The organism is Gemmatimonadaceae bacterium, assembly GCA_016720905.1.
Classification (GTDB): domain Bacteria; phylum Gemmatimonadota; class Gemmatimonadetes; order Gemmatimonadales; family Gemmatimonadaceae; genus Gemmatimonas.
On the sequence record JADKJT010000017.1, the window covers coordinates 1 to 26,058 of the forward strand.

A 26,058-nucleotide genomic window follows, 5' to 3' on the forward strand; every position below is an offset into this window, starting at 1 on the left:
GTCCGGAGGGCGCAAGCGACAGACGTTGCTGGCGCGCGCACTGGTCCGTCAGCCCGATGTCCTGCTGTTGGACGAACCCACCAATCACCTGGACATCGACGCGGTTGAGTGGATGGAGCGGTTTCTGATTGGGCGCGGCACTTCGCTGGTGTTTGTCACGCATGACCGGGCGTTCCTGCGCAGCGTGGCCACGCGCATCGTCGAACTGGATCGCGGCAAGCTGGTGGACTGGGGTACGGACTACGACACGTATCTCGAGCGCAAGGAGGCCGCGCTTGAGGTTGAAGCCAACGAGAATGCCGAGTTCGACAAGAAATTGGCGCGGGAAGAGGTCTGGATACGCACCGGCATTCAGGCGCGGCGCACGCGCAACGAGGGTCGTGTGCGCGGACTCGAAGCACTGCGAGTAGAGCGCGCGGCGCGTCGGGAGCGTGTGGGCGCCGTGCGCATGCCGCAACAGGACGCGGAGCGTTCAGGGCGCCTGGTGGTGGAGGCACGCGGCGTGTGCTTCGCGCGCGGCCAGCGCATGATCGTGCGCGACGCCGACGTCACCATCATGCGCGGCGATCGCGTGGGCATCATCGGCCCCAATGGTTCGGGCAAGACGACGCTGTTGCAATTGCTGCTGGGCACGCTGGTGCCGGATTCGGGGTCGTTGCGTCTGGGGACCAACCTGGAAATCGCCTACTTCGATCAATTGCGCGAACAGCTTGACCCGGACATGAGCGTGTTCGACAGTGTGGCTGACGGAGCGCAGGAGGTCACCGTGGGCGGTTCCACGCGCCACGTCAACGGGTACCTGCAGGACTTTCTCTTTCCTCCTGATCGCGCACGTACACCGGTGCGTGCGCTTTCCGGCGGCGAGCGCAATCGTCTGCTGTTGGCCCGGCTCTTCACCCGTTCGTTCAATCTGTTGGTGCTGGATGAACCCACCAACGATCTCGACATCGATACGCTCGAACTGCTGGCCGATCGGTTGCTGGAGTACTCGGGCACCTTTGATCGTCAGTCACGACCGCGTGTTTCTCGATCAGGTGGTGACCAGCACGCTGGTGTTCGAGGGCAATGGCCGGGTCGGGGAGTATGCGGGCGGTTACACCGACTGGGTGCGGCAGCGACCGTCGCCGCTCCAGGCTGTGCCGCAGCCCAGCCCGCCAGTCCACAGCCGGCACCGGCACCGTCACCGGCCGCCGCCAAGAAGCGACGACTGACCTTCGCCGAATCGACGGAGCTCAAGGCGCTCCCCGATCGCATCGACAGCAAGGAACGAGAACGCGACGCGATCCTGTCGTCGCTGGCCGAGCCGGCTGTGCTGCGTGATGGTGTGGCGGCGTTGGCCGCGCACACCCGGCTCACCACCGTCGATCAGGAACTCGCCGCGTTGCTGGAACGGTGGGAAGCGCTGGAGACGATCGTGGCCGAGTCGCGATAGCGACGGTGTGCGTGCTCTCTGTGGTAAGAGCTCGTTGACAGACCTACTTCTTGACGGCCGGCGGTGCAGTGGGTGGCGCCAGCAACTGCTTGGCGGCGGTGTCACCGCCCGGGTTGATCGGCGGCTGTTGCCGGTCAAACCCGAACACCGACTCGCGTCGCATCGCTTTCGCGATCCCGCGCGCTTGCTGGAAGATGGAGTCCGACTCGGTCATCCGACCTGCGCTGGCCAGCGCTTCCGCCAGCGTGACCCCGCTGATCACGTAGAGATCGGGAATACCCACGGACGCATCGTCCACCCAGCCGTCGCGCGCGGTGAGTGACTTGGTGGCGGTGAAGACTTCGTTCCACAGGGCCTTCGACCGATTGATGTCCACCAGGCCTTCGCCCTGCACCATGACGGTGTCCTTGCCCGGCACGGCGACGTGATCGAGCAGCTTTTTCGCCATCCCCTGCGTGATGACATAGCGCTCGAGTCCCAGCTCGTACGGATAGCCGCCGGCGGTGCGGCTGAAATACATCGAGCGACCGGGAAACGCGTCGCGAATCATGAAGTACACCAGCTGGTCGGCCGCCATCAATTGCGGCAGGCGCGGGGTGGCCACGATGCCGTTGGCCTGGAACGCCGAATTGGCCGGCGTCTGAATGGCCAGCGGCATGCCGTCCGCTTCGTCAAACGTCATCTTGATGGGCGAGCCAGACGGCTTGGTCCATTGGCCTGACTTGTAAATGGCCGGTCCCGTTCGCCTCGTCGTACTCGTACACCGGTCGCCGAATCAGCTGGCGGCGATACCAGTCGGTATTCAGCAACGACGTGTTGGCCACGATGACGTCCTTCCGGATTCCTTCCACTTCCTGTGCATACCACAGGGGAAAGGTGTCGTTGTCTCCGACCGTCACCAAAATGCCATAGGGTTCGACGCTGTTCAGCAGATCGCGCGCAAAGTCCGTGGTGTCGGTCTGATTGGCGCGCGACGCCTGCTGCCAGTTGCCGAACAGCGGCACCAGCGCGATGGCCAGCAATGGCGACGCCATGGCAAAACTGCGCGGCCGCGGTTCAAGGACGTTGTCGCGCCCCAGGCGCACTTCATCGGAGCCGAAGATGCTGGCGGCGGTTTCCCACACGTACACGAGACCCAACGCGGCCCACACACTCAGCGCCGAGAAGCTCCAGAGATAGAAATAGTCACGGTCACGCACTTCGCGATCGACGGAATCGCCGAGGTCCGGCGCCTGGGAATGACCGTACTTGAAGTTCAGGTAGAAGATGAGCGCCAGTGTCATGGTGAACACCAGCGGCCCGAAGAACGAAAAAGCTTCGTCGGTCCTTCTTGAAGTGCATCCACCCGCCGATGCCGCTCAAGATGAGAAAGAACACCGCCAGTCCGTTCTGCAGTCCCGGGCGCTGACCGTACGCATCGCGCAGGAACTGCCACTTGTAGTACAGCCAGTACATGCCGATCTGCGCCGTGAACGGCGCCTGCCGCTCCCCCAGTTCCGGCTTGCCGTACTGGCCGCGATTGAAATTGTACATGAAACGATCGTACGTGAGCTTCGAGAACGTGCACTTGAACTCGAGCTTGGTGACGCACCCCGTTGGTTCGCCTTCGTTGATGGCGGGGAAGTGCGCCGCACGAATGGGTTGCGTGGCAAACGGCGTCATGCCGAACACCAGCGCGGCGCCGCAGGCCACCAGCAGCTTCCAGCGCAGCAGGAACGCCGGACGACGAATGATGACCGCCAGGCCGACCGCGGGCGCCGCCAGCATACCGGCCATGTGATTGGCGTAACCCAGGCCAAGCACGTAGGCAATCAACACCAGCAGCCGATCGCCAATTCTGTCTTCCGGGTCGTCGCACCAGCGCACCGTCAACCAGCAGATGACGGCCAGCCCAAGCAGCGACACGGTGTACACCTTCTCATTCACCACCGACTGGTTCCACACCGTGAACGAGGTGGCGCCAATGAGCACGGCCAGCGATCCGCCCACCACGCGCTGCCAGCGCCGCGGCAACCAGCCCACCAGCACCCGTTCGGTCACCAGAAACCAGAACCCTGCCGACACCGCGCTTGAGACCGCCGCCAGCACGTTGATGCGCATGGCCACCGACGGTGCGATGGGCAGGATCGCGAACACGCGGCCAATGAGCACGAAGAACGGGTTGCCAGGCGGATGCGGGATCCCCAGCACGAACGCCGCCGCGATGTACTCGCTGGTGTCCCACATGGACGTCGTGGGCGCGAGGGTCAGGATGTACAGCACGAACACCACCAGCCCGGCAATGGCCGCGGCGAGGTAGGACGGCCGATAATCCAGTTCAGCGGTGCCGGTGGCCACGCGGGAAGGCGTCCGCGGAGGCGCAGCCGCAGCGGCGGTAGCGATGGTCATGGTTTCAAGAATGAAGAAGGCGGGACGGACAACCTGAAGAACTTAACCTGAGCTCGGCCGGAGCGGCCAGCGCCGTCTAGTGTCGGAACAGCCTCGCCCCGGTGAAGATCATCGCGATATTGTGTTCGTCGGCTGCCGCGATCACGTCGGCGTCGCGCACCGACCCGCCCGGCTGAACGATGGCGGTGACGCCAGCGGCTGCGGCGTGATCGACGCCGTCACGGAACGGAAAGAAAGCGTCCGACCCCAGCGAGGCACCCGCCGTGGCATGTCCCAGCGACGTGGCTTTGTGCACGGCGAGAAACGACGCATCGACGCGGGACATCTGTCCGGCCCCAATGCCAATCGTCGCCCCATCGCGCACCAGCACGATGGCGTTGGACTTGACGCTCGCCACTGCACGCCAGGCGAATGACAAGTCGCGCTGCTCCTCGCGCGTAGGTTGACGCTTGGTCACGGCATTCCAGAGCGCCGGCACTTCGGGCACGGGCGCGCGGTCCTGCACCAGCAGTCCGCCGCGCACACGCTTGTAGTCCATCCCGCCGGCTGGCCACAGGGCGCGACCGGCCAGGACGCGCAGATTCTTCTTGCGCACGAGAATCTCTACGGCCTCGTCGGCGAATGACGGCGCCACAATGCACTCCACGAAGAGACTCGAGATCGCGTCGGCCGCGGCGACGTCAACCGGCACACTGAAGGCAATCACCGAGCCGAACGCCGAGACGGGGTCGCAGGCGAGCGCCTTCTTGTACGCGTCCAGCGCATCGGTGCCGGTGGCCAGTCCGCACGGGGTCGTGTGCTTGATAATGGCGCACGCCGGCTGCTCCCCGAACGGTTCGATCGCCAGCATCGCTCCTTCCAGGTCGAGCAGATTGTTGAACGACAGTTCCTTGCCGCCCAATTGTCTCAGGGCACCCAGTCCCGCGCCCGGGCGCTCCACATAAAACGCGGCGCGTTGTTGCGGGTTCTCGCCGTACCGCAACGCCTGCTGCTTCTGAAACGAGAGCGGGTAGTGGTCGGGGAACGGCTCCCCGCGCTGCGCCGCAAACCACTGCGCGATCGCCGCGTCGTAGCTGCTGGTGTGCGCGTACACCTTTTCGGCCAACAGCTGACGCAACGCCGGGTCGTCCGCGCCAGTGGCGATTACGGCAAGGACCCGCGCGTAGTCGGCGGGGTCGACCAGCACCCAGACCGCATAGAAGTTCTTGGCGGCCGAGCGCAGCATGGAGGGTCCACCGATATCGATATTCTCGATCACGTCGTCGGGATGCACACCCGCCTTCGCCGCTGTCTCGCGGAACGGATACAGGTTGACCACGACGAGATCGATCGTGCCGATATGGTGGTCGGCGATGGCGGACATGTGCGCCGGCAGATCGCGACGCGCCAGCAGGCCGCCATGCACCGCCGGGTGCAGCGTCTTCACCCGACCGTCGAGCATTTCCGGAAATCCCGTGATGTCGCTGACGTCAAGGACTGTGAGGCCGCTCTCGCGGAGGACACGCGCCGTGCCGCCGGTAGACACGAGCTCGTACCCGTGTTGCACCAGCTGCGTGGCAAACGGCACAAGGCCGGACTTGTCGGAAACGGAAAGAAGCGCGCGAGGCATATGAAACTGAGTTGGAAGTGATAGGCTATGTACGAAGTACCAAGTACCAAGTACCTAGTACCAAGTACCAAGTACTAGGTACCAGGTACCAGGTACTAGGTACTATGTACTATGTCCCTCCCTCTCTCCCCAATCGGATAACCCCTCGCGCCACGGCTGCCACCGTTCGCGGCAGCAGTTTGTGCTCGGCGCGCAGCACTCGCGCGGCCAGCGTTGCCGGTGTGTCATTGACGTGCACACGCACCGGCCACTGCGCGGCGATGGCCCCGCGATCGAATTCGTTGTCGACGAAATGCACGGTGGCGCCGGACACCTTGACGCCATGCGCCAGTACGGCCTCGTGAACCCGCATGCCGTGCATCCCGGCACCGCCAAACGCCGGCAAGAGCGACGGATGGATGTTGAGCAGGCGCCCATGATAGGCCGCCACGACACCCGGAGGGACTAGCTTGAGATAGCCGGCCAATACCAGCAGGTCCACGTCGGCGGCGCGGAACTGCGCCAACTGCGACTCCGCATCATCGGGATTGGCAATCACGCCATGTGGAATGCCGGCGGCAGCAGCGCGCGCCAATGCGCCGGCATCCGCACGATTCGAGCCCACCCAGACGATGGTGCCCGCGTCGGACCCCGGTCCGGCGAAGTAGTCGATGAGTGCTTGCAGGTTGCTCCCGCTGCCCGACGCCAGCACCCCGATGCGCGCGCGCGCGGACGCTGATGACGAGGTCGTCATGCGCGCCCTCGCGCGATCCAGGCTATCGCTTTCGACATCGCATCGCCAATGTCGTCGGCCACCTGCACCCCAGGTCGGGCATTCTCGCGTGCGCGCAGGAGATCCTCCATGGGTGTTTCCACCCCAGGAACGAGAATGCCCAGCCCACCGGTGGTGACGGCTGGTTGCACATCGCGCCACCGATCGCCCACGTAGACTGACGCGGGCAACGACAGTCCCAGGGCCGCGGCCGCGTCGCGATGCATGCCGATTCCCGGCTTGCGGCACTCGCACGGGCCATCACGCTCCGGCCAATGCGGGCAATGATAACTGGCGTCGATCTGTGCGTCCTCGGCCGCGAGCAGCGCGTCCAACCGTGCGCGCACCGAGGCGTACTGTGCCTCGGTGATGTGCCCACGTCCAATTCCCGACTGATTCGTCACCACCACCACGGGAATGCGCGCGACATTCGCGCGTCGCACGGCCAACGCCGCGCCCGGCAGCAGTACCACCTGCTCCGGTTCGGACGGGTAATGCGCGTCGGCGATGAGCGTACCATCGCGATCGAGAAAGAGCGCCGGGCGTGCCACGTGATCAATCGGGTGGTTTGCGCGTCGGTGCGTCACTGCTGTCCTTCTTCACTTCTTTCGCGGTGACAAATCCCCGCGCCGGTGACTTCACGGTGCCGGAGAGACTGCGCACACTGTTGACCTGCAACCGGTAGGCCGTGCCCGGCTTGAGCGCCTCCTCCAACGTCAGGTACAACTCAGCAGACACGGCTGCCCGCTTCATCTTTGGCGGCGGCGTGGTGTCACGGGGCGGGAGCGGCCGTCCACCGCGCAGCGCCACCTGTCGTCGCGCCTCGCGTGCCGCGCGATCGAGGGCCGCGACGCTGTCGGCCCGGCGTTGCCGGGCCAGCGTGTCAGCGCGTGCGCGGCCCGCCGCCGTCGTGTCCTGCGGCGTCTTGGCGGCAATGGAGTCTGCCGCCCGCTTGCGCATCACCGAATCAAACGCCGCGCGCTCCGCCGTGGTTTGCACCAGGGCCACGCCAATCGCGGTGGAGTCCGCGCGCTTGAGAATGAACTGCGGTCGCGTCAGTTGTTGGTCCGGCGACATCGGCTTGTCAAACGACACCTTGATGACGCGCAGGCTGTCTTGCGGTGTGACCACGATATCGGCAATGCGCAGGCCCACGGTATCGTGCGGGAATGCGTACAGTTCCACGTCAACCCGCTGCGTAAGCGTCACGCGGACCGTGTCAAACGCTTCGGTGGGATCGAGCAGTCGATTGTTGTTGCGGTCCACCACGGCCCGCACGGCGTAGAACCCGGCCGGCACATGCTTCAGGTCGAACCGGCCCAGTGAATCCGAGAGCACCTGATAGGTGGTGCTGTCGGGCGCGATGGCCTCGATCAGCGCCTTGTTGGCGCCGCGGCCCGCCACCCAATCAAAGGCCAGACCGGTGATATTCGTGGCCGGTATGGGCCCGCCCGTGCTGAAGACCACGGTGAAGGCCGTGTCGATACTGTTGTTGCGCAGGTCGGAAATGCCCGAACTGATCTGTACCGAATACACCGTGTTGGGTTTCCACCCGCCTTTCGGATGCACGGTCAAGCGGTCACGGTGCCAATCCACACTGGCATCCTTGACGCGCGGACTGATGAACACCAGGCCGTCCAGCGACGTCGCGTTCTTGGGGGTTTCGCTGATGACTTCGTTGAATCGGATTTCCAGATCCTTGAGCTTGGCACCCACCGTCATGGTCTTGGGTGCAATGCCGAGAATGACCGGTGCCGTCACGTCAGGCGGGCCACCAGGCGGCTGACCGGCGTTGGCGCAGGCGGCGGCCATGCCGGCCGTACACGCGGCGACCACAACACTCAGTATGCGCAGCAGTCGCCCGTGCGTCGGGGTCATGCGTCCAATTGGTCGAGCTTGCGGCGCAACAGCGCGAGCCGAGCCTGCCAGTCGGCGGCCTTGGCGCGCTCGGCGTCCACAATGGCCGGTGGCGCCTTGGCCATGAACTTTTCGTTGGACAAGCGACCCAGCAGGGCATCGAGCGCCTGTTGCAACTGCGCAATTTCCGCCGACAGCCGCAGCCGTTCCTTCTCCAGATCGATCATGCCGGCCAGCGGCACGTGGATTGTGACCCGCTGACCGACAATGCTGGCGGCCGCCTCGCGCGGTGTGTCCCCGCTCACCGTGATGGCGGCCCGCGTGAACGATCCAATCACGGCGGCTTGCGTAGCCACCACGTCAACCGATTCGCTGGTGGGATTGACGATCGCGGTGATCATCGCGCCCGGTGTGACGTTGTATTCGGCACGCACCTGCCGAATGCCTTGCACGGCCTCACGCGCCGACTCGAACAGCGCCACGAGTGCGCGCTCGCGGTCGGATACCGCACCGGCCACGCGCGCCGTTGGCCAGGCGGCCTGCGCCAGGAACTCCCCATCCGGCGTTTGCGGAAGATGTTGCCAGAGTGCTTCGGTGATGAACGGGATCATCGGCTGCAACAGTCGCAACGCACCATCGAACGCGTGCGCGAGCACGGCGCGCGCGACTTCGCGATCGGCACCACCCTCGGCGAACAGTCGTGGCTTGATGGACTCCAGATACCAGTCTGCCAACTCGTTCCAGACGAACCGCCGCGCCGCTTCGGCATACTCCGACAGTCGCAGTCCACGACCACGCTCGGCGTCAGTCCATGTCAAGCCGTTGGCGGGACGTGCTGGTCCCAGCGCGGCGTTGCACTCGTCGATGGCGGTGTCGAGACGCTCGAGAATCCACGCGTCGGCGGCCGTCAGTGATCCGTCGGCCAGCGCCGCCAGCGATTGCACCGGCTCGGTGCCCACGCGCGACAGCAGGAACCGACCGATGTTCCAGAGCTTGGTGCAGAAGTTGCGGCCAGGCGCGAACGACTTGTCCAGGTCGTTGGGGTCGAGCATGACATCGACACCAAGACCCAACCCGGCAACCATCGTCCAGCGCAACGCGTCGGCTCCATAAAGGCGCACCACGTCCAGCGGATCGATGCCGTTGCCCAGTGACTTGGACATCTTGCGATGAACCATGTCGCGCACCGTTCCGTGCAGGTACACCGTGTGAAACGGCGACTGGCCCATGAACCAGCAGCCCGACATCACCATGCGCGAGACCCAGAAGAACAGGATCTCCGGTGCGGTGACGAGTACGTCGCCGGGATAGAACGCCTTGAGGTCCGCGCTGTCCGCGTTGGGCCAGCCAAGCGTCGAGATGGGCCACAGCCACGACGAGAACCATGTGTCGAGCACATCTTCATCCTGACGCACCGTGCCGCCGCACGTGGGGCAGTTCGAGACATCGTGACGGGAAACAATCGGCGCCTGATCACAGGCGTCGCAGTACCAGACGGGGACGCGATGGCCCCACCAGATCTGGCGCGAGATGTTCCAGTCGCGAATCCCTTCCAGCCAGTTCACGTACACCGCTTCCCAGCGGTCGGGCAGAATGCGCAGTTCGCCACTGCGCAGCACGCCGAGCGCCTTTTCCGCCAGCGGCTGCATCCGCACAAACCACTGGTCCGACAGACGCGGCTCCACCACCGTGTCGCAGCGATAGCAGTGCCGAACACTGTGCTGATGCGGTTCGACCTTCACCAACGCGCCCGCTGCCTCCAGCATCGCGACAATCTTCGTGCGTGCCTCGAATCGATCGAGACCCGCCAACGCGGACGGCACGCGACCGGCAGCCGATTCGACTTCGCGCACCACGCCTGCCGCATCGATGATCACCGGCATGGCGAGCGCATGCCGCTTGCCGACTTCGAAATCGTTGGGGTCGTGGGCGGGCGTGATCTTCACCGCCCCCGAGCCGAACGCGGGATCGGTGTAAGTGTCGGCCACCACCGGTATGCGCACACCGTTGAGCGGCAGCACCACGTCCCGACCCACAAACGCGAGATAGCGCTCGTCGTCCGGGTGCACCGCCACGGCGACGTCGCCCAACATCGTCTCCGGTCGCGTGGTTGCTACGATCACGCTGTGTGAAGGATCGTCCGCCAGCACGTAGCGCAGGTGATACAGCTTGCCCGCCGTGTCCGTGAACTCCGCCTCCTCATCGGACAGCGAGGTGCCACAACGCGGGCACCAATGGATGACCCGGTGGCCCTTGTACACCAGGCCGTCCTCGTGCAGGCGGACAAACGCCTCGCGCACCGCCACCGAAAGCTCGGGCGAGAACGTGTAGGCCGTGCGCGACCAGTCGGCACTCGATCCGATGGCCTTCAACTGCGTGAGGATTTCGCCGCCCGTTTGTTCGACGAATTCCGCCACGCGCGATACAAAGGCCGACCGCCCGACATCGAATCGCGTCTGGCCTTCCGCCGCCAACTGCTTTTCAACGACGTTCTGCGTGGCGATGCCGGCGTGATCCGTACCCGGCAGCCACAGCGCCTCGTCGCCGGCCATGCGTCGCCAGCGGATCAGCACGTCCTGCACGGTGTTGTTGAGACCGTGACCCACGTGCAGCACCGCCGTCACATTGGGCGGCGGCATCACAATCACATAGGGCTCACGCGTGGTGGCCCGCGCCGCATCGGCGACAAAGACGCCATGTTCGGTCCAGCGCGGATACCACTCGGCTTCAGTTGTCGCAGCGTCGTACTGCGGGGGCAGCGGATTCAGGTCGGGCAAAGTCATCCGGGGAAGCTAGCGATCCGTCGCAGACTGACCAGCGCGCGAACGGTCAGTATCCCGGACCGTGAGGCTGTCCATCACGTCCTGCACATCCGGCACCCCCCGCGCCAGCGTCAGCGCATGCGCCAACTCCCTTTCACTGTGCACCCAGCCGGTGAGCTCAATGGTGCCATCGCCGATCGCCCCGATATCGATCGCCCGGCCGCGCAGCGTCGGATCGTTCCGGAACACCTCCAAAACGCGCGCCTCCAACTCGGCTTCGTCCGGATGTGACCACGCGCTGTCGTACTCTTCCGGGAGATAGGCCCCGTCAGTGTCCCCACCCTCGTCGTCATCAGCCAACATCTCCGATGCGTCCGGTGGCGTGTCGGCCGCTCCCGACTCGTCCTGCTCATCGGGCTGTCTCCGTTTCCGGGCGCCGCGAACACGAGATGTCAGGCCATCCAGCCCACCACTTCGTTCGGCCAGGACAACCCCCAGAGCCAGCCCGGTGACGGCGCCGAGTGCAACGAGCAGGAGCATACGACTGCGCTGCTGTCTGCGAGGGCGGAAACGTAGTCTGGACATGCACTTCCCTCCGGTGGAACAGGGGTCAGCTGGTGGCGCCTCACTACATACAACGATAACTTCTCCCGTTACGCGCGTGCACCTGCCCACTCTGGAAATCGCAACACATGATCGACGCTCCGCTTGCCGCCTCGCCTGCCGACCAGATGATTGTCCTGACGCTGCCCGATGGTTCCACCCGCGAGGTCCCGGCGGGAACCTTGGGGCGGGATGTCGTGGCAACCATTGGTGCCCGGCTGCTGCAGGCGTCCATCGCGGTGGCGGTGAACGGCGAGGTGCAGGATCTCATGACGCCGCTGCGGACGTCGGGGGCCTTTGTCGTCATCACCGAAAAGGACCCGCGCGCGCTGGCGGTGCTGCGTCATTCGGGCGCGCACATTCTGGCGACCGCAGTGCGTCGTCTGCGGCCGGATGCCAAAATCGGATTCGGCCCGGCCATCGACGACGGCTTCTACTACGATTTCGAGGTCGACAAGCCGTTCACCCCCGAGGATCTCACGGCGTTCGAAGCCGAGATGAAGAAGGTGGTAAGCGAGAAGCTCCCCTTCGTGCGCGAGGAAGTGACGCTGGCCCTCGCGCGACAGCGCTTCGTGGACGATCCGCTGAAACTCGAGCGCCTTGATGATTTCGAGGGCTCCGATGAAGTGATCTCCACCTACACCGACGGTCCGTTCGTCGATCTGTGCCGGGGGCCCCACGTCGCCGACACGTCGTACCTGAAGCACTTCAAGCTCCTCACCATTGCCGGCGCCTATTGGCGCGGTGACGTGAAGCGGCAGATGCTGCAGCGCATCTACGCCACGGCCTTCTTCAAGAAGGACGAGCTGGACGCGCACCTGCACCAGATCGAGGAGGCGAAGAAGCGCGATCATCGCGTGCTGGGTCGCGCGCTCGACCTGTTCCAACTGTTCCCGGTGGCGCCCGGTGCGGTGTTCTGGACACCCAAGGGCACGATGCTGTACAACACGCTGGAGGCGTTCGTGCGCGAGCGTCAGCAGGAGGCGTTCAAGGAAATCAAGACGCCGTTGTTGTACAACAAGGCCCTCTGGGAGCAATCGGGGCATTGGGGCAAGTATCGCGAGAACATGTTCCTCGTGCTGGACAGCGAATCGGGTGAGCATGACATGTCGCTCAAGCCCATGAACTGCCAATCGCATCATCTGTACTTTGCCTCCCACAAGCATTCCTATCGTGAACTGCCCATGCGGTACGTCACGTTCGACGTGCTGCACCGGAACGAACTGTCCGGCGCCCTGTCGGGGCTCACGCGGGTTCGGCAGTTTGCGCAGGACGATTGTCACGTCTATCTGCGCGAGGATCAGATTGCGGACGAGGTGCAGTTCCTGATGGACTTCATTCTTGGCTACTACGAGACGTTCGGGCTCACGGCCAGGCTCAAGTTCGCCACACGTCCCGAGCAACGCATTGGCAGTGATGACCTGTGGGACCGGGCCGAGGCCGCGCTGCGCGCCGCGCTCGAGTCGACCGGGCGTGAATACGAAATGAAAGAGGGCGACGGCGCGTTCTACGGTCCCAAGATCGACTTCGACGTCACGGACAGCATCGGTCGCGCCTGGCAACTGGGCACCATTCAGCTGGACTACAACGCGCCGGAGCGATTCGACCTGTCGTACACGGGCGAAGACAACACGGCGCATCGTCCGGTGGTCATTCATCGCGCGGTCTCCGGATCGTTCGAGCGATTCATTGCCATTCTCATCGAACACTTCGCGGGCGCGTTCCCGGTATGGCTGGCGCCGGAACAGGTGCGGGTGATCCCTATTGCCATCGATTTCAACGCGCACGCGGAAGCGCTTGTGGCGCAACTCAAGGCGCTGGGGGTACGGGCCACACTGGATGCGCGCAACGAGACGCTCAACTACCGCATTCGCGAAGGCGAAATGCAGAAAGTCCCGTACATGTGCGTCATTGGTCGACGCGAAGCCGACGAGAATACGGTCGCGCTCCGCACGCGCGGAGCGGGCAAGAAGCAGGATATCCTCGCGTTCGACGCCTTCGTGGCACGTCTGACCGAGGAGATCCGGACGCGCGCGCTGGTTCCGGCGCCGCCATCCGCCACCGCGTCGACGGAAACGGAGGCGGCGTCGTGACCCCGGAAGCCCTGCTGGACCTGTTCGTGTTGTCGCCCGTCGGACTGGTCGAGGTCGATGAAGAAGGGAAGGTGGAAGTCGCCAATCTTGCGGCCCGCAACCTGTTGACGCCGTTCACCCGCGACGGCACGCTCGACGACCTGTTCTCGGCGCTGGGATCCGTCGCACCCGACCTTGCGGCGCGGGTGCGCGGATATGCGGCGCCGCGCGGGGTGATTGTGGAGTCGATCGAGCTGATCGCTCCGGGTGTCGGCCGTGGTGTCCAGTTGTCGCTGGTCAAAGTCTCGCCAACCCGCATCGTGGCGGTGGCGACCGATGCCAGCGGCCTCGCGCACGCCCGCGGTCTGGTCGCGCAGCTTGAGCAGCGACTGCAGGCGGTTGAAGGGTCGGTTCGCGACTACGCGATCTATACGATCACCGGCGAGGGCATCGTCGCATCGTGGAGTGCGGCGGCCGAACGGGTGCATCAATGGTCGGCGGCCGATATGGTGGGACGATCGGCGGCGATGCTGCTGGCGGGAGACGCCGGAGGCGATGCGCATGTGCAGGAGGCGCTGTCACTGGCGGCGCGAAACGGCTGGTCGGAGGAAGAGGGCTATCGACTGCGCTCTGATGGCTCGTCGTTCTGGGCCACCACCATCGTGACGGCGCTGCGGGGGGCCGATGGCGAAGCGGTGGGGTTTACGGTCGTCACCCGCGACCTGTCCGAGCGCCGCAAGTTCGAGGAGGCCGTGCGCGATGATGCGACCAGCAACACGGACTACCTGACCGGTGCCTCCACGCGTCGCGCGTTCTTCGATGTGGCATCGTCGGAGGTGGCGCGGGCACGGCGCTACGGCCAGCCCCTGTCGTTGCTCCTGGTCGCGCCGGACAATTTTCGCGACATCGTCGATTCGCATGGCGAGGAGTTCGCCAGCGAGTGGCTGCGCTCCATCGCCAATATCTGTCGACAGGAGTCGCGCACCACCGATGTACTCGGACGCGTGGGCGGTGAGGAGTTTGCCGTGCTGCTGCCCAGCACCGAATTGTCGGGCGGACTGGTGTTGGCGGAACGCATTCGCGAGCGCATGCAACGCAATGTCTTTCCCGGTGAGCTGAAGGGATTGCGGTGCACGCTCTCGGTCGGTGTAGCCGAAGTGCTCGATGAAATCACCACGGTGGAGGGACTGCTCGCCGCGTCCGCCACGGCGGTCGAACGGGCGAAGCTCGCGGGCATGAACCTCGTGGTTGGCTACGACGTCTGATGACCGATCCGGTCCTTGCCGCCGATCCGAGCCTCGCGGCCATTTACCGCGCGGTGGCCGTCGTCAAGGGCATCATCGCCTTCGGATTCGTGTGCGTGCTGGTGTGGCGCGTGCGTTCGGCCCCCATCTCGAAAGGGCGCGTGTGCGTGTATTGCCTGTGCGTCGGGTCCATGATCGGTGCGGTCGCGCTGCTGGTGTCGCAGCGGACGTTTGGGATAGTGCCGTTCATGTTCGAGGGGGCGCTATTGAGCGCGCCGCTATTGGCGTTGAGCGACAAGCAGGCATGGATGTCGGGCGGAACGGGCGAGGATCAGGGCTGAGGGAGGACCGCCCCCGCCAATCCCGCAATCGATTATTTTCCCGTATTCCCCCCGGGGAACCGCCCGAGCCTCCGCCCGAGTGAACCGGCGCCTGTATGCGCCCCAATCCAGCACCATGACCGAACTTTCCCGCCAGCCTGTCATCGTCGGTGCGGCCCGCACCCCGATCGGGCGGTATCTCGGGGGCTTGAGCCCTCTTTCGGCGCCTGAGCTTGGCGCCATTGCGATTCGTGCCGCTCTGCAACGCAGCGGCGTGGCTGCCGACCAGGTCCAGGAAGTCATCATGGGCCATGTGCTGCAGGGCGGGACAGGGCAGGCACCGGGGCGCCAGGCCATGCTGAAGGCGGGGATCCCGTCCTCGGTATCGGCGGTGACCATCAATAAGGTGTGCGGATCTGGCCTCAAGGCCGTCATGCTGGCGGCGCAGGCCATCAAGGCGGGCGATGCGCAGGTCATCATCGCCGGCGGCCAGGAATCGATGTCCAACGCGCCTCACTACGTGTATGGCATGCGCGGCGGGGTGAAGATCGGCGATCAGACCATGGTGGACGGCATGATCAAGGACGGGCTGTGGTGCGGCACGTGCGACGTCCATATGGGCGTACACGCCGGCTACACGGCCACTAAGGCCGGCATCACGCGCGAGCAGCAGGATGCGTTCTCGGCGGCCTCGCATCGCAAGGCGGTCGCTGCACAGCAGGCGGGGAAATTCACGGCCGAGATCGTGCCGGTGGAAATCGCTGGTCGCAAGGGCCCGACGGTCATCAGCACCGATGAAGGCCCGCGCGCCGATACCACCGAAGAGTCGCTGGCCAAGTTGCGCCCGGCGTTTCCCGCGGCGGGTGTGGACAGCAGCACGCTCAGTGTCACGGCGGGCAACGCTTCAACGCTCAACGACGGTGCGGCGGCGGTAGTGGTCACGTCCGAGGGGTATGCGCGTCAACACGGGCTGACGATTCTCGCCCGCATCACCGGGTACGCCACCGGTGCCGGCGATCCGCGTGATCTGTTCTTCGCGCCCATCACGGCCGTGAAAAACCTGATGCACAAAACCGGCACGTCCATCAACGACTTCGATCTGATCGAGGCGAATGAGGCGTTCGCGTCGCAGGCGTTGGCCGATGGCGCGGGTCTGGGATGGGACGCCGACCGCGTCAACGTGCACGGCGGCGCCATTGCGCTGGGCCATCCCATCGGCGCCAGCGGCACGCGCGTGTTGGTCACCCTGCTACATGCCTTGGCCGATCGCCACCTGCGCACCGGACTGGTGACGCTCTGCCTGGGCGGTGGCGACGCAGTGGCGCTGTATGTGGAACGCGTCGGCTGACGCCGACCTGACACTGACAGCGAGCCCGGTGACCGTGCCGCGACCAGTCCGTCCGTTCGCGATCGAGCCCGACAAATGGCGCGCCCCTGCCGACGGGCCACGGTGGCTGTATGCGCAACCGGGACGATTGCGGGCCATCTGGCGACTGACGGCGTTCGGGTTGGCCTTACTGGTCTTTCAGCCGGTAACGGAATCGATCCTTGCGCCGCTGTTCGGCGTGATGTCGCGCGCCGTCGGTGAGCCGGTGGCGGCCTATCCGTGGATCACGCTCACCAGCGTCGTTGCCGCCCTCGTGCTTGCCCTCCGCGTGATCGACGAGGTGCCGTGGCGGGCCGCGGCGCTTGGAGAGGGCACCTGGCGTCCGCGCGTCTTGTTGTTCGGACTGCTGCTGGGGGCGGCCGCGATCACGTTCACCGTGGTGGCGCTGTGGGCCACCGGTAGCGCGCACATCCAGGCAGTGTCTGATAGCCTGGGCGCCGTCGGCACCGAATCGAATACGTGGGCGCCCAGTGCGCTGCGCGTCGCGATGGTGCTGGCGCCGGCGGCGCTGTGGGAAGAACTGGTGTTTCGCGGCTATTTGTGGTCGGTGGCAGAAGATGCGGGTGGCGTCGCCCTTGCCCGCTGGGCGACCGCGGTCGCGTTTGGAGCGGTTCATGTGCTCAATCCAGGCGCCGGCCTGTGGTCGACAGCTGTAGTGACCCTGGCCGGTTTCTGTCTTGGCGCCGTGCGTGAGCGTACCGGGAGTCTGGGCGCCGCGTGGCTGGCGCATTTCGCCTGGAATTGGGTGATGGCGGCGGTATTGCACGTGCCGGTAAGTGGTATGTCCTTTGAGATGCCTGGATATCGCACGGTCGTGCGCGGCGCGACCTGGTGGACGGGAGGCGAATGGGGACCGGAAGGCGGCGGGGCCGCATTGCTCGTCATGAGCGGCGCCCTGCTACTCTCCATGCAACCCGCGGGACTGAGACTTTTCCGAACGAGGAGCAGCGTGTGATGAGCGAGACGGTGAAAGCGGTGGCAGTGGTCGGTGCCGGACAGATGGGAAACGGGATTGCCCATGTGGTGGCGGCCAACGGTTACGCCGTCACCATGATCGATGTCAGCGCGGACGCCCTGTCGCGCGGCAAGGACACGATTGCCAAGAACCTCGATCGACAGGTGAAGAAAGGCGCGGTCAGCGCTGAGGCGGCCAGTGCGGCCCTGGCACGCATTCTCACCTCGACGGCGATGGACGACGTGTCCACGGCCGACCTCGTCATCGAAGCCGCCACCGAACGTGCCGATCTCAAGTTCCGCATCTTCGAAGACCTCGACCGACTGGCGCCGGCGGGGGCCATTCTTGCCACCAATACCAGCTCGATTGCCATCACCGAAATTGCCGGACACACCAAGCGCCCGGAACTCGTGATTGGCATGCACTTCATGAATCCGGTGCCGGTCATGCAACTGGTGGAGGTCATTCGCGGTCTGGCCACCAGCGACGAGACGACGCAGCGCGTGATGACGCTGGCCAAGGCACTCGGCAAGACGCCGGTGGAGGTGAATGACTATCCGGGGTTCGTGGCCAACCGGATTCTCATGCCGATGATCAACGAAGCCATTTACTGTGTCATGGAAGGCGTTGGCACGCCTGAAGCAATCGATACCGTGATGAAGCTGGGCATGAATCATCCCATGGGTCCGCTGGCGTTGGCGGATTTCATCGGGCTCGACACCTGTCTCGCCATTCTGAATGTGCTGCACGACGGACTGGGCGATCCCAAGTACCGTCCGTGCCCGTTGTTGCGGAAATACGTGGCGGCCGGTTGGTACGGCAAGAAGTCCGGCCGCGGTTTCTACGCGTACTGAGCGCATCATGGGCCTTCTCGCGCTCAACGACACGCAGCAGGAAATCCGGCAGTTGGCGCGCGCGTATGCGCAGCGCGAACTCGCGCCATTGGCGGGTGAGCGGGATCGGGATGAGCGCTTCGATCGCACCATGGTATCGCAAATGGCGGCGCTGGGGTTCTTCGGCATGCTCACACCGGAGCGTTTCGACGGGCTCGCGCTGGATGCGCAGAGTTACCTGCTGGCTCTCGAGGAAATCGCCGTCGCCGATGCGTCCGCGGCGGTGCTGTTGAGCGTGCACAACTCGCTGCCGACGCAGATGATCCTCAACTTCGGCGACGCGGCGCAGCAGCAGCAGTTTCTGCCGCCGATGGCCCGCGGCGAATGGCTGGGCGCGTTTGCGTTGTCCGAACCGGAGGCCGGATCGGACGCGGCGTCGCTGCGTTGTCAGGCCGTGCGTGACGGGGACGAGTGGGTGCTCACCGGTACCAAGGCGTGGGTATCGCACGGCAACGAAGCGGGCGTGATCCTGTGCATGGCGCGCACGGATACGTCCGAGGCGCGCCGCGGTGCAAAGGGCATCTCCACGTTCATTCTCACGCCCGACCTGCCCGGATTTCACGTGGGCAAGAAGGAGTCCAAGATGGGACTCCGCGCATCGCCCACCGTGCAGATCAATCTCGACGGGTGCCGTGTACCGGCCAGTCGACTGCTTGGGGTCGCCGGCCAGGGATTCATCTATGCGCTGGGCTCACTCGATCACGGTCGTCTGGGAATCGCGGCGCAAGCCATCGGCATTGCGCGCGCCGCGCTGGAAGCCAGCGTCCGGTATGCCGCTGAGCGCAAGCAGTTCGGCAAGGCGATCGCCGAGTTCCAGGCCATTCAGTTCAAGATCGCCGATATGGCGACCCGCATTACCGCCGCGCGCACGTTGTTGCACGCCGCCGCCGCGGCCAAGGAGCGTGGTGAGAGCATCACCCGCTTCAGTTCCATGGCGAAGTTGTTCGCCACCGAAACCGCCATGTGGGTTACGACGCAAGCCATCCAGATCTTCGGCGGCTACGGCTACGTGACCGACTATCCCGTTGAACGCTTCTTCCGCGACGCCAAGGTGACGGAAATCTACGAGGGCACCTCGGAGATTCAGCGCATCGTGATTTCGCGGGAATCGTTGGCCGCTGCGGCGGCCGCCGACGGATCTCTCTCAGACTGAGCCACGACTCCATGCGCTACTTTGATACGATCGCCGAGATGGGTCACGAGCAGGTGGTCTTCTGCCACGACAAGGCGTCGGGTTATCGCGGCATCATCGCGATTCACGACACCACGTTGGGTCCCGCGTTGGGCGGATGCCGATTCTGGAACTACGCGACCGACGAGGACGCGGCCATCGATGCGCTGCGCCTCTCGCGTGGCATGACCTACAAGAACGCGGTGGCCGGCCTGAATCTGGGCGGCGGCAAGTCCGTGATCATCGGCGACAACACCACCACCAATCGCGAGATGATTTTCCGGGCCCACGGGCGCTTTGTCGATTCGCTGGGCGGGCGGTACGTCACGGCGGAGGATGTCGGCACGCATGTCGAGGACATGGACTTCGTGCACATGGAGACCAAGTTCGTCACGGGCATTGGCTCCAAGTCTGGCGATCCCTCGTCGGTGACGGCGCACGGCGTGTTCCGCGCCATTCAGGCGTCGGCGTTCGAGCGCTGGGGCGGCGATTCGCTGGAGGGGCGCACGGTGGCCATTCAGGGGCTGGGACATGTCGGCCATCACCTCGCCAACGAACTGCACACGGCCGGCGCGAAACTCATCGTCACCGACATTGATGCCGGTCGCATTCAACGCGTCGTCGAGTCGACCGGGGCCACGGTGGTGCCCTTGAAGGACATCTACAGCGTTTCGGCGGATATCTTCACGCCCTGCGCGCTGGGCGGCATTCTCAACGACGACACGATTCCGCAACTCAAGGTCGAGATCGTCGCCGGTGCCGCGAACAATCAACTGCTGGAAGACCGTCACGGAGACGCGTTGCAGGCGCGCGGCATTCTCTATGCGCCCGATTATGTGGCCAATGCCGGCGGGGTCATCAACGTGTACAGCGAACTGACCGGCTGGAGCCGTGAACGCTCACTGCGCAAGGCGGACGAGATCTATACCACCGTGCTCAGCGTCTTCCGACTGGCCAAGGACACGGGCATTCCAACGTACAAGGCGGCGGACCGCGTCGCCGAGCAGCGCATCCACGCGGTGCGCGGTATGATCAGGACGTGGCCGCAGTATCCCAACCGCGAGGGGTGATCATGGTGGAAGTCGCACGTCCCGGGGAGCGCATTCCCATTGCGTCCGATCATGCGGGATTCGAACTCAAGGAGCGCCTGCGTGTCACGCTGGCGGAAATGGGTTTCGACGTCCAGGACATCGGAACGCACAGCACCGCCAGTACGGACTACCCGGACTACGCGCATCCGCTGGCCGAGGAAGTGTCGTCGGGTGAAGTCTCGCGCGGCGTACTGCTGTGCGGGACGGGGCTTGGCATGTCGTATGTGGCCAATCGGTATCCCGGGGTGCGCGCCGCCGTGGCGTGGACTCCGGAAATCGCCTCGCTGGCGCGCAAGCACAACGACGCCAACGTGCTGGTGCTGCCCGCACGATTCGTTTCCGACGAAGATGCCATCGCCATTCTTCGCACCTGGCTGTCCACCGCGTTTGAAGGCGGTCGGCACGGCACGCGCGTCGACAAAATCGAACGAGACCCCGAAATGATGGAGCACGACGCATGACCGCGAACGCCACGTTCTCCGCAGGGGCCAGTGCCGCGTGGCATCACTGGGATCGCCTGCCGCCGGGCGAGGCGCTCGCGGCGGCCGACCCGGTCGTTGCGCACCTCATCGAAGAAGAGATCCAGCGTCAGAGTGACGGCATTGAACTCATCGCCAGCGAAAATTTCGTGTCGCCGGCCGTCATGGAGGCGATGGGCTCGCCACTCACCAACAAGTACGCCGAAGGACTGCCCGGCAAGCGCTACTATGGCGGCTGCGAGGTGGTCGACAAGGTCGAGCAGTTGGCCATCGATCGCGTCAAGCAGCTCTTTGGCGCGGAGCATGCCAACGTGCAGGCGCACAGCGGGGCGTCGGCCAACGCTGCCGTGTTTCTGGCGTTTCTCAAACCCGGGGACACGTTCCTGGGCATGGGCCTGTCGCAGGGCGGGCATTTGACGCACGGATCGCCGGTGAACTTCTCCGGACTGCTGTACAAAGCAGTGTCGTACGGTGTCACCGACGACGGCATCATCGACTACGATGCCATGCGTGCCGCCGCGCGCACCCACCGGCCGAAGATGATCATCGCCGGATATAGCGCGTATTCACGCACCATCGATTGGCAGGCGTTTGCCGATGTGGCGAAGGAAGTCGGCGCGCTCTTCATGGTGGATATGGCGCATTTCGCGGGGCTGGCCGCCACCGGCGTGTATCCGTCGCCCGTGCCCTATGCCGATGTCGTGACCAGCACCACGCACAAGACGCTGCGGGGGCCGCGTGGCGGCATCATCCTGTGCAAGGCCGAGCACGCCAAGGCGGTCGACAAGGCCACGTTCCCCGGCATGCAGGGCGGGCCGCTCGAACATGTCATCGCGGCCAAGGCGGTCGCGTTTCATGAGGCGCTGCAACCGTCGTTTTCCGTGTACTGCCGACAGGTGGTGGACAACGCGCGGACGTTGTCGGCGGCGCTGACGACACGCGGGTATCACATTGTGTCCGGTGGCACGGACAATCACTTGATGCTCGTGGATTTGCGCAACAAGGGACTGACGGGCAAGGTGGCGGAGAAGCTGTTGGATCTCGCCGGTATCACCGTGAACAAGAATACGGTGCCGAAGGAGACGCAATCACCGTTTGTGACCAGCGGCATTCGTATCGGCACACCCGCGGTCACGACACGCGGCATGGGTGCGGAAGCGATGGAACGTATCGCGATCCTCATCGATCGCGTGCTGTCGGCACCGGATGACACTGCGGTGCCGACGGCGGCCAAGGCCGATGTCAAGGCGCTGGCCGACGAGTATCCGCTGTATCGGGCAGTCTGATCGTCAACGCGGGCTATTGTGTCGGGCCGCCGGCGCCTGCATCATTTAATCTTCCGAGGGCGTTGCAGACGCGAACGATCGCGCGTCCTTGGGTGATGCATCGTATTCCAATTCCGGGTATCGAGGATCGACGTAGTGGCTGAGCTGGCGTTCCGAGATGGCATCATGGATCAGATTCGTCTGCGCGAGCAGCCGTTTTGACGAGCGCGCCTATCTGTTCCTGCTGGCAGCGCTGGAACACTGTCAGGCGGAACTGACGGAGCGGCGGCATATCACCGGCCCGGAGCTCGCCCATGCCTGTCGCGAGCTGGCGCTGCAACGCTTTGGCGTCACCGCGCGAATCGTGCTCGAGCACTGGGGCGTGTGCAGTACCAGCGATATCGGCGACATCGTGTTCACGCTGGTCGATACCGGGCTGCTGGTCAGTCAGCCTCAGGATTCGCGCGACGATTTCTACGGCGTGTTCGATTTCGCCGATGCGTTCGAGCGTGAATATCCCTGGAGTACCGCGCACGTCTGATCGCGGGCATCCGCTGCGCGTCACCACGGCGCAGCAGGCCGCCGCGCGCGACCGCGCGGCCATCGCCGCGGGAGTCCCCGCGTTCACGCTCATGCTGCAGGCCGGCACGCAGTCGGCGGCGGTCATCCTGCGTGACTTCGCCGATCGTCTGGCGGATGGCGTCGTGGTGTTTGCCGGTCCCGGCAACAATGGTGGTGATGCCTACATCGTCGCGGCGCAGCTGACGCGGGCCGGTGTGCCCGTGCGCCTGGTGGTCGCGGCACCGCCGCGCACTGACGATGCCCGTCGTGCGGCCGACATCGCGGCGCGCGCGCTTGGCACACAGCGGGCCGAGCATCGCACCGGCCGGAACGAACAGGTCGCGGTTGACGGTTTGCTGGGCACGGGGCATCGCGGCGCACTGCGCGACGTCATCGCAACGGTGGCGGAGGCGCTGGCCGAATGTCATGCGCGAGGCGCGATGGTGGTGGCGCTGGATGTGCCATCGGGGATGGACGCCACGACCGGCGAGTGCGCGCGCGGGTCGGTCGCGGCACAGATCACGGTGACGTATGGCACCGTCAAGCGCGGCCTGCTTCGCTCGCGCGCGCACGCGGGTCGCGTCGTGCTGCTGGATATCGGGCTGGGCGCGCAGGTCGCGCTGGACGACTCGGCGTGGTGCCTCGCCAGCGCGTCGTCGTTGGCCGACACACTCCCGACCATTGCCTGGGATGCGCACAAGCGCACGCGAGGCCATCTCGCGCTGATTGGCGGGAGCGTTGGTATGGCGGGCGCTATCGTGCTGGCCACTCGCGCCGCACTGGCCTCGGGCATTGGTCTCGCGCGGGCCTGGGTGGAAGCGCCCGGCGTGCCCGCGTTGCAGCAAGGCGTTCCCCAGGCGATCGCGAACGCATGGGGTGATTCGACGACGTCACCCGGGCCGTGGGGCGACGCACTGGCCATCGGTCCGGGCCTTGGTCGGACCGACACGTCACGGTCCGTCATGCGTGAGGCGCTCCATCGGCATCCCGGCGCACCCGTCGTACTCGATGCGGACGCCCTGACACTGGTCGCGGGCGATGGCGATGAAGACGCGGCACAGCGACTGAGGCACTGGTGCGGCGACACGCGCGACGTGGTGTGCACGCCGCACCCCGGCGAGTTCGCCAGATTGCTGGGCAAGCCGGTGGCGGATGATTGGGAGCAGCGCGCCGAAGACGTGCGGGACTTCGCGGTGCGGTCGGGCGCAACGGTGCTGCTCAAGGGAACCCCCACCCTCATTGCGACGCCGGACGGCGCGCCGATAGTCGTCATGCCACGCGGATCGGCCGTGCTGGCCACCGGTGGCAGTGGCGATGTGCTCACCGGTATCATCGGCACGCTGCTGGCGCAGGGCGCTGGCACGGCGAGCGCGGCACTGCTCGGTGCCACGGCACATGCGTGGGCCGCAGAACGGACGGGCCAGCGCGGGATACGGGGGTGCACATTGGACGATGTGCTGCGGGAGCTGCCTGCTGCGTGGCGCGAGATCTCACATCCGGCCACCTTTCCTCCAGGAGTGCTGGCTGAGCTTCCCGCGCCTGAGTAACCGAGTGGCTGTCCATCATCTGTTTCGTGGTGTCATCCTGCTGGTGGTCGGCGCGACGTCGAGCCTGCTCAGCACGTCGTGCGCGTCTGTGGGCACCGGTGGCAGCGCGAGCGGGAGCGACACCTTTGGACGTCGCGATGAACGCCGGCTCATTGGCAGCTATGCCGACGTGCGAGCAGTGGGCGTGTCGCGCCGCTATGTGTTCACCGCGACGGCCAGCGGGATCGGCGTATACGATCGACTGTTCAACACCTGGCTGCCGCCCGTGTCACGCGAAACGGGACTCATCGAAGCGCTGATCACCTTCATGGCCGGCGATCCGGTGGAAGACGCGGTGTGGCTTGGCGTGCCCGGCGCGGTGCTGATGTATCGACCGCAAAGCGAACAGTTGCAGCGGACCATGATCACCGGCGTGCCGGACTACCTCCTGTTTGATCGCGGCATCAACGGCGACGTCTTCGTGCGCGCGGGCGGCCAGTGGACGCGCGTCTCGCGCATCGGCCTTGCAACGCCGGTGGCTGGCCCGCCGGAGGTTAACCAGCGCGCTGCGCCGCGCACGCTCAGCGATGTCTATACCCTGTATCCGGGACTGCGCAGCGCATCACCGTTGCTGTTTCGCAGTCAGACCAGCGACCGGCCGCTGCGAACCTACCCGGTGACCAGCGGCACCATGTCCGCCGACCAACCCAACGACGTGTGGCTCGGCACCAACGGCGACGGACTGTATCGGGTTGACGCGACGTTGCAACAGGCCACGCCCGTGCGCTTTGGACTGTTGGAAAGCGGTATCGGCGCGCTGGCGCTCGCAGCAGACGGCGTCTGGGCGGCCAGGTTGGGTACCTCGGTTGTCCGCAGCGGGCTCACCTTTGCCAGCAATGACCTGCAACGATGGCGCTGGATTGACGGCACCATCGCGGTGCCGATGATCGGCATGCGCGCTACCGCGATGTCGGTGCGCGCGCAGCGGGCGTGGATTGGCACCGACCGTGGCCTTGTCCGCGCACGAATCGATGGTGCGGAAGCGATGCAAGTGTGGACGTCGTTGGACGGACTGCCGGATGATCGCGTGTTTGCCGTGTCGGCCCGCAGCGATGGCGCGTGGGTGGGGACCGCACGCGGACTGGCGTTCGTCAGCGATACCAGCGATATGCGGAGTCCGCGCACACGCGGCATCGGCACGCGCCTGCTGGAGAACACGCCGGTGTACGCCCTGGTGAACATCGGCGACACGCTGTGGATTGGCACGGCCGCCGGGCTCGTGGCCTTGCCACCATCCGGCACGTTGTCGCGACCGCTGGGTGCCGATCCGGCGTTGCGTCGCCGCATTCTTGCCCTCGCGTGGAGTGATTCCGTGTTGTTGGCGGCCACCGACGATGCGGTGTTGCGTCTGGCACCCAAGGGTGGCGTCGAGCCCGCGCGCGTGCTGGCGCTGGACGTGGCGCAGGTGGGGCAGGTGACCCGACTGGCGATGGACGATCGCACCATCGTGATGGCCGGCACCGACGGGGTGGTGGTGTTGCAGCGCACGGGCGGGGTGCGCGTGCTGCGCGTGCCCAACGACGTGCCCGGACCAGCGCTCGACATCGCGATGAGTCACGATTGGTTGTGGATTGCCACGCCCGATGGGTTGGTGCGATTGCGCCGCAGCAGCGACGGCGGATTGCCGTGACC

The 26,058-nt window shown here is 65.3% G+C and carries 22 protein-coding genes and 1 pseudogene; 14 read left to right on the plus strand and 9 right to left on the minus strand.

Going from position 1 to position 26,058, the window contains the following annotated elements:
• Nucleotides 1-1,432 (plus strand): annotated as a pseudogene (locus IPP90_13940) (ATP-binding cassette domain-containing protein).
• A 43-nt stretch (nucleotides 1,433-1,475) separates the two neighbouring features.
• Here IPP90_13940 and IPP90_13945 read toward each other — a convergent pair.
• From IPP90_13945 to IPP90_13985, 9 genes are all read right to left on the minus strand, one after another.
• Nucleotides 1,476-2,114, minus strand: a complete 639-nt coding sequence (locus tag IPP90_13945) for a hypothetical protein (GenBank protein MBL0171796.1) — start codon at nucleotides 2,112-2,114, stop codon at nucleotides 1,476-1,478.
• The gene (locus IPP90_13950; protein ID MBL0171797.1) at nucleotides 2,104-2,715 is read right to left on the minus strand and encodes a hypothetical protein; all 612 of its coding nucleotides are present in this window, start codon (nucleotides 2,713-2,715) and stop codon (nucleotides 2,104-2,106) included. The genes IPP90_13945 and IPP90_13950 overlap by 11 nt, the downstream gene beginning before the upstream one ends.
• On the minus strand, nucleotides 2,624-3,820 hold the full coding sequence (locus IPP90_13955) for a DUF2723 domain-containing protein (GenBank protein ID MBL0171798.1): 1,197 nt from the start codon (nucleotides 3,818-3,820) through the stop codon (nucleotides 2,624-2,626). The genes IPP90_13950 and IPP90_13955 overlap by 92 nt, the downstream gene beginning before the upstream one ends.
• Before the next feature lie 76 nt (nucleotides 3,821-3,896).
• Entirely contained in the window at nucleotides 3,897-5,429 is a 1,533-nt protein-coding gene (gene purH / locus IPP90_13960) for a bifunctional phosphoribosylaminoimidazolecarboxamide formyltransferase/IMP cyclohydrolase (GenBank protein MBL0171799.1), read from the minus strand.
• Nucleotides 5,430-5,538: 109 nt separating this feature from the next.
• A complete protein-coding gene (locus IPP90_13965) occupies nucleotides 5,539-6,162 on the minus strand; it encodes a phosphoribosylglycinamide formyltransferase (protein ID MBL0171800.1) in 624 nt (207 codons plus the stop codon).
• Nucleotides 6,159-6,731 carry an HAD family hydrolase gene (locus tag IPP90_13970; GenBank protein MBL0171801.1) on the minus strand — a complete coding sequence of 191 codons (573 nt, stop codon included), beginning with the start codon at nucleotides 6,729-6,731 and terminating at the stop codon, nucleotides 6,159-6,161. The genes IPP90_13965 and IPP90_13970 overlap by 4 nt, the downstream gene beginning before the upstream one ends.
• A gap of 4 nt (nucleotides 6,732-6,735) precedes the next feature.
• A complete protein-coding gene (locus IPP90_13975) occupies nucleotides 6,736-8,058 on the minus strand; it encodes an Ig-like domain-containing protein (protein ID MBL0171802.1) in 1,323 nt (440 codons plus the stop codon).
• Entirely contained in the window at nucleotides 8,055-10,820 is a 2,766-nt protein-coding gene (locus IPP90_13980; GenBank protein MBL0171803.1) for a valine--tRNA ligase, read from the minus strand. The genes IPP90_13975 and IPP90_13980 overlap by 4 nt, the downstream gene beginning before the upstream one ends.
• A 9-nt stretch (nucleotides 10,821-10,829) precedes the next feature.
• Nucleotides 10,830-11,339 (minus strand): BON domain-containing protein, encoded by a 510-nt coding sequence (locus IPP90_13985; protein MBL0171804.1) that lies wholly within the window; start codon nucleotides 11,337-11,339, stop codon nucleotides 10,830-10,832.
• Nucleotides 11,340-11,530: 191 nt separating this feature from the next.
• Between IPP90_13985 and thrS the strand changes: the two genes are divergently transcribed.
• The 13 genes from thrS (at nucleotide 11,531) to IPP90_14050 (ending at nucleotide 26,056) form a co-directional block, all read left to right on the plus strand.
• Nucleotides 11,531-13,495, plus strand: coding sequence for a threonine--tRNA ligase (gene thrS / locus IPP90_13990; protein MBL0171805.1), 1,965 nt, complete (start codon nucleotides 11,531-11,533; stop codon nucleotides 13,493-13,495).
• On the plus strand, nucleotides 13,492-14,739 hold the full coding sequence (locus tag IPP90_13995) for a GGDEF domain-containing protein (protein ID MBL0171806.1): 1,248 nt from the start codon (nucleotides 13,492-13,494) through the stop codon (nucleotides 14,737-14,739). Before thrS ends, IPP90_13995 begins: the two co-directional genes overlap by 4 nt.
• Nucleotides 14,739-15,059 (plus strand): hypothetical protein, encoded by a 321-nt coding sequence (locus IPP90_14000; protein ID MBL0171807.1) that lies wholly within the window; start codon nucleotides 14,739-14,741, stop codon nucleotides 15,057-15,059. The genes IPP90_13995 and IPP90_14000 overlap by 1 nt, the downstream gene beginning before the upstream one ends.
• A gap of 115 nt (nucleotides 15,060-15,174) precedes the next feature.
• Nucleotides 15,175-16,386 carry an acetyl-CoA C-acetyltransferase gene (locus IPP90_14005; GenBank protein ID MBL0171808.1) on the plus strand — a complete coding sequence of 404 codons (1,212 nt, stop codon included), beginning with the start codon at nucleotides 15,175-15,177 and terminating at the stop codon, nucleotides 16,384-16,386.
• Entirely contained in the window at nucleotides 16,367-17,380 is a 1,014-nt protein-coding gene (locus tag IPP90_14010; GenBank protein MBL0171809.1) for a CPBP family intramembrane metalloprotease, read from the plus strand. Before IPP90_14005 ends, IPP90_14010 begins: the two co-directional genes overlap by 20 nt.
• Nucleotides 17,380-18,234 (plus strand): 3-hydroxybutyryl-CoA dehydrogenase, encoded by an 855-nt coding sequence (locus tag IPP90_14015; protein ID MBL0171810.1) that lies wholly within the window; start codon nucleotides 17,380-17,382, stop codon nucleotides 18,232-18,234. Before IPP90_14010 ends, IPP90_14015 begins: the two co-directional genes overlap by 1 nt.
• Before the next feature lie 7 nt (nucleotides 18,235-18,241).
• Nucleotides 18,242-19,426 (plus strand): acyl-CoA dehydrogenase family protein, encoded by a 1,185-nt coding sequence (locus tag IPP90_14020; GenBank protein MBL0171811.1) that lies wholly within the window; start codon nucleotides 18,242-18,244, stop codon nucleotides 19,424-19,426.
• Nucleotides 19,427-19,437: 11 nt separating this feature from the next.
• Nucleotides 19,438-20,514: a Glu/Leu/Phe/Val dehydrogenase gene (locus IPP90_14025; GenBank protein ID MBL0171812.1), complete on the plus strand. Its 1,077-nt coding sequence runs from the start codon at nucleotides 19,438-19,440 to the stop codon at nucleotides 20,512-20,514.
• A 2-nt stretch (nucleotides 20,515-20,516) separates the two neighbouring features.
• Nucleotides 20,517-20,996, plus strand: a complete 480-nt coding sequence (gene rpiB, locus IPP90_14030; protein MBL0171813.1) for a ribose 5-phosphate isomerase B — start codon at nucleotides 20,517-20,519, stop codon at nucleotides 20,994-20,996.
• Nucleotides 20,993-22,300, plus strand: a complete 1,308-nt coding sequence (locus tag IPP90_14035; protein ID MBL0171814.1) for a serine hydroxymethyltransferase — start codon at nucleotides 20,993-20,995, stop codon at nucleotides 22,298-22,300. The genes rpiB and IPP90_14035 overlap by 4 nt, the downstream gene beginning before the upstream one ends.
• 157 nt (nucleotides 22,301-22,457) lie before the next feature.
• Nucleotides 22,458-22,820, plus strand: coding sequence for a hypothetical protein (locus IPP90_14040; GenBank protein MBL0171815.1), 363 nt, complete (start codon nucleotides 22,458-22,460; stop codon nucleotides 22,818-22,820).
• On the plus strand, nucleotides 22,789-24,387 hold the full coding sequence (locus IPP90_14045) for an NAD(P)H-hydrate dehydratase (GenBank protein MBL0171816.1): 1,599 nt from the start codon (nucleotides 22,789-22,791) through the stop codon (nucleotides 24,385-24,387). Before IPP90_14040 ends, IPP90_14045 begins: the two co-directional genes overlap by 32 nt.
• Nucleotides 24,388-24,391: 4 nt before the next feature.
• Nucleotides 24,392-26,056: a hypothetical protein gene (locus IPP90_14050; protein ID MBL0171817.1), complete on the plus strand. Its 1,665-nt coding sequence runs from the start codon at nucleotides 24,392-24,394 to the stop codon at nucleotides 26,054-26,056.
• Nucleotides 26,057-26,058 lie beyond the last annotated feature (2 nt).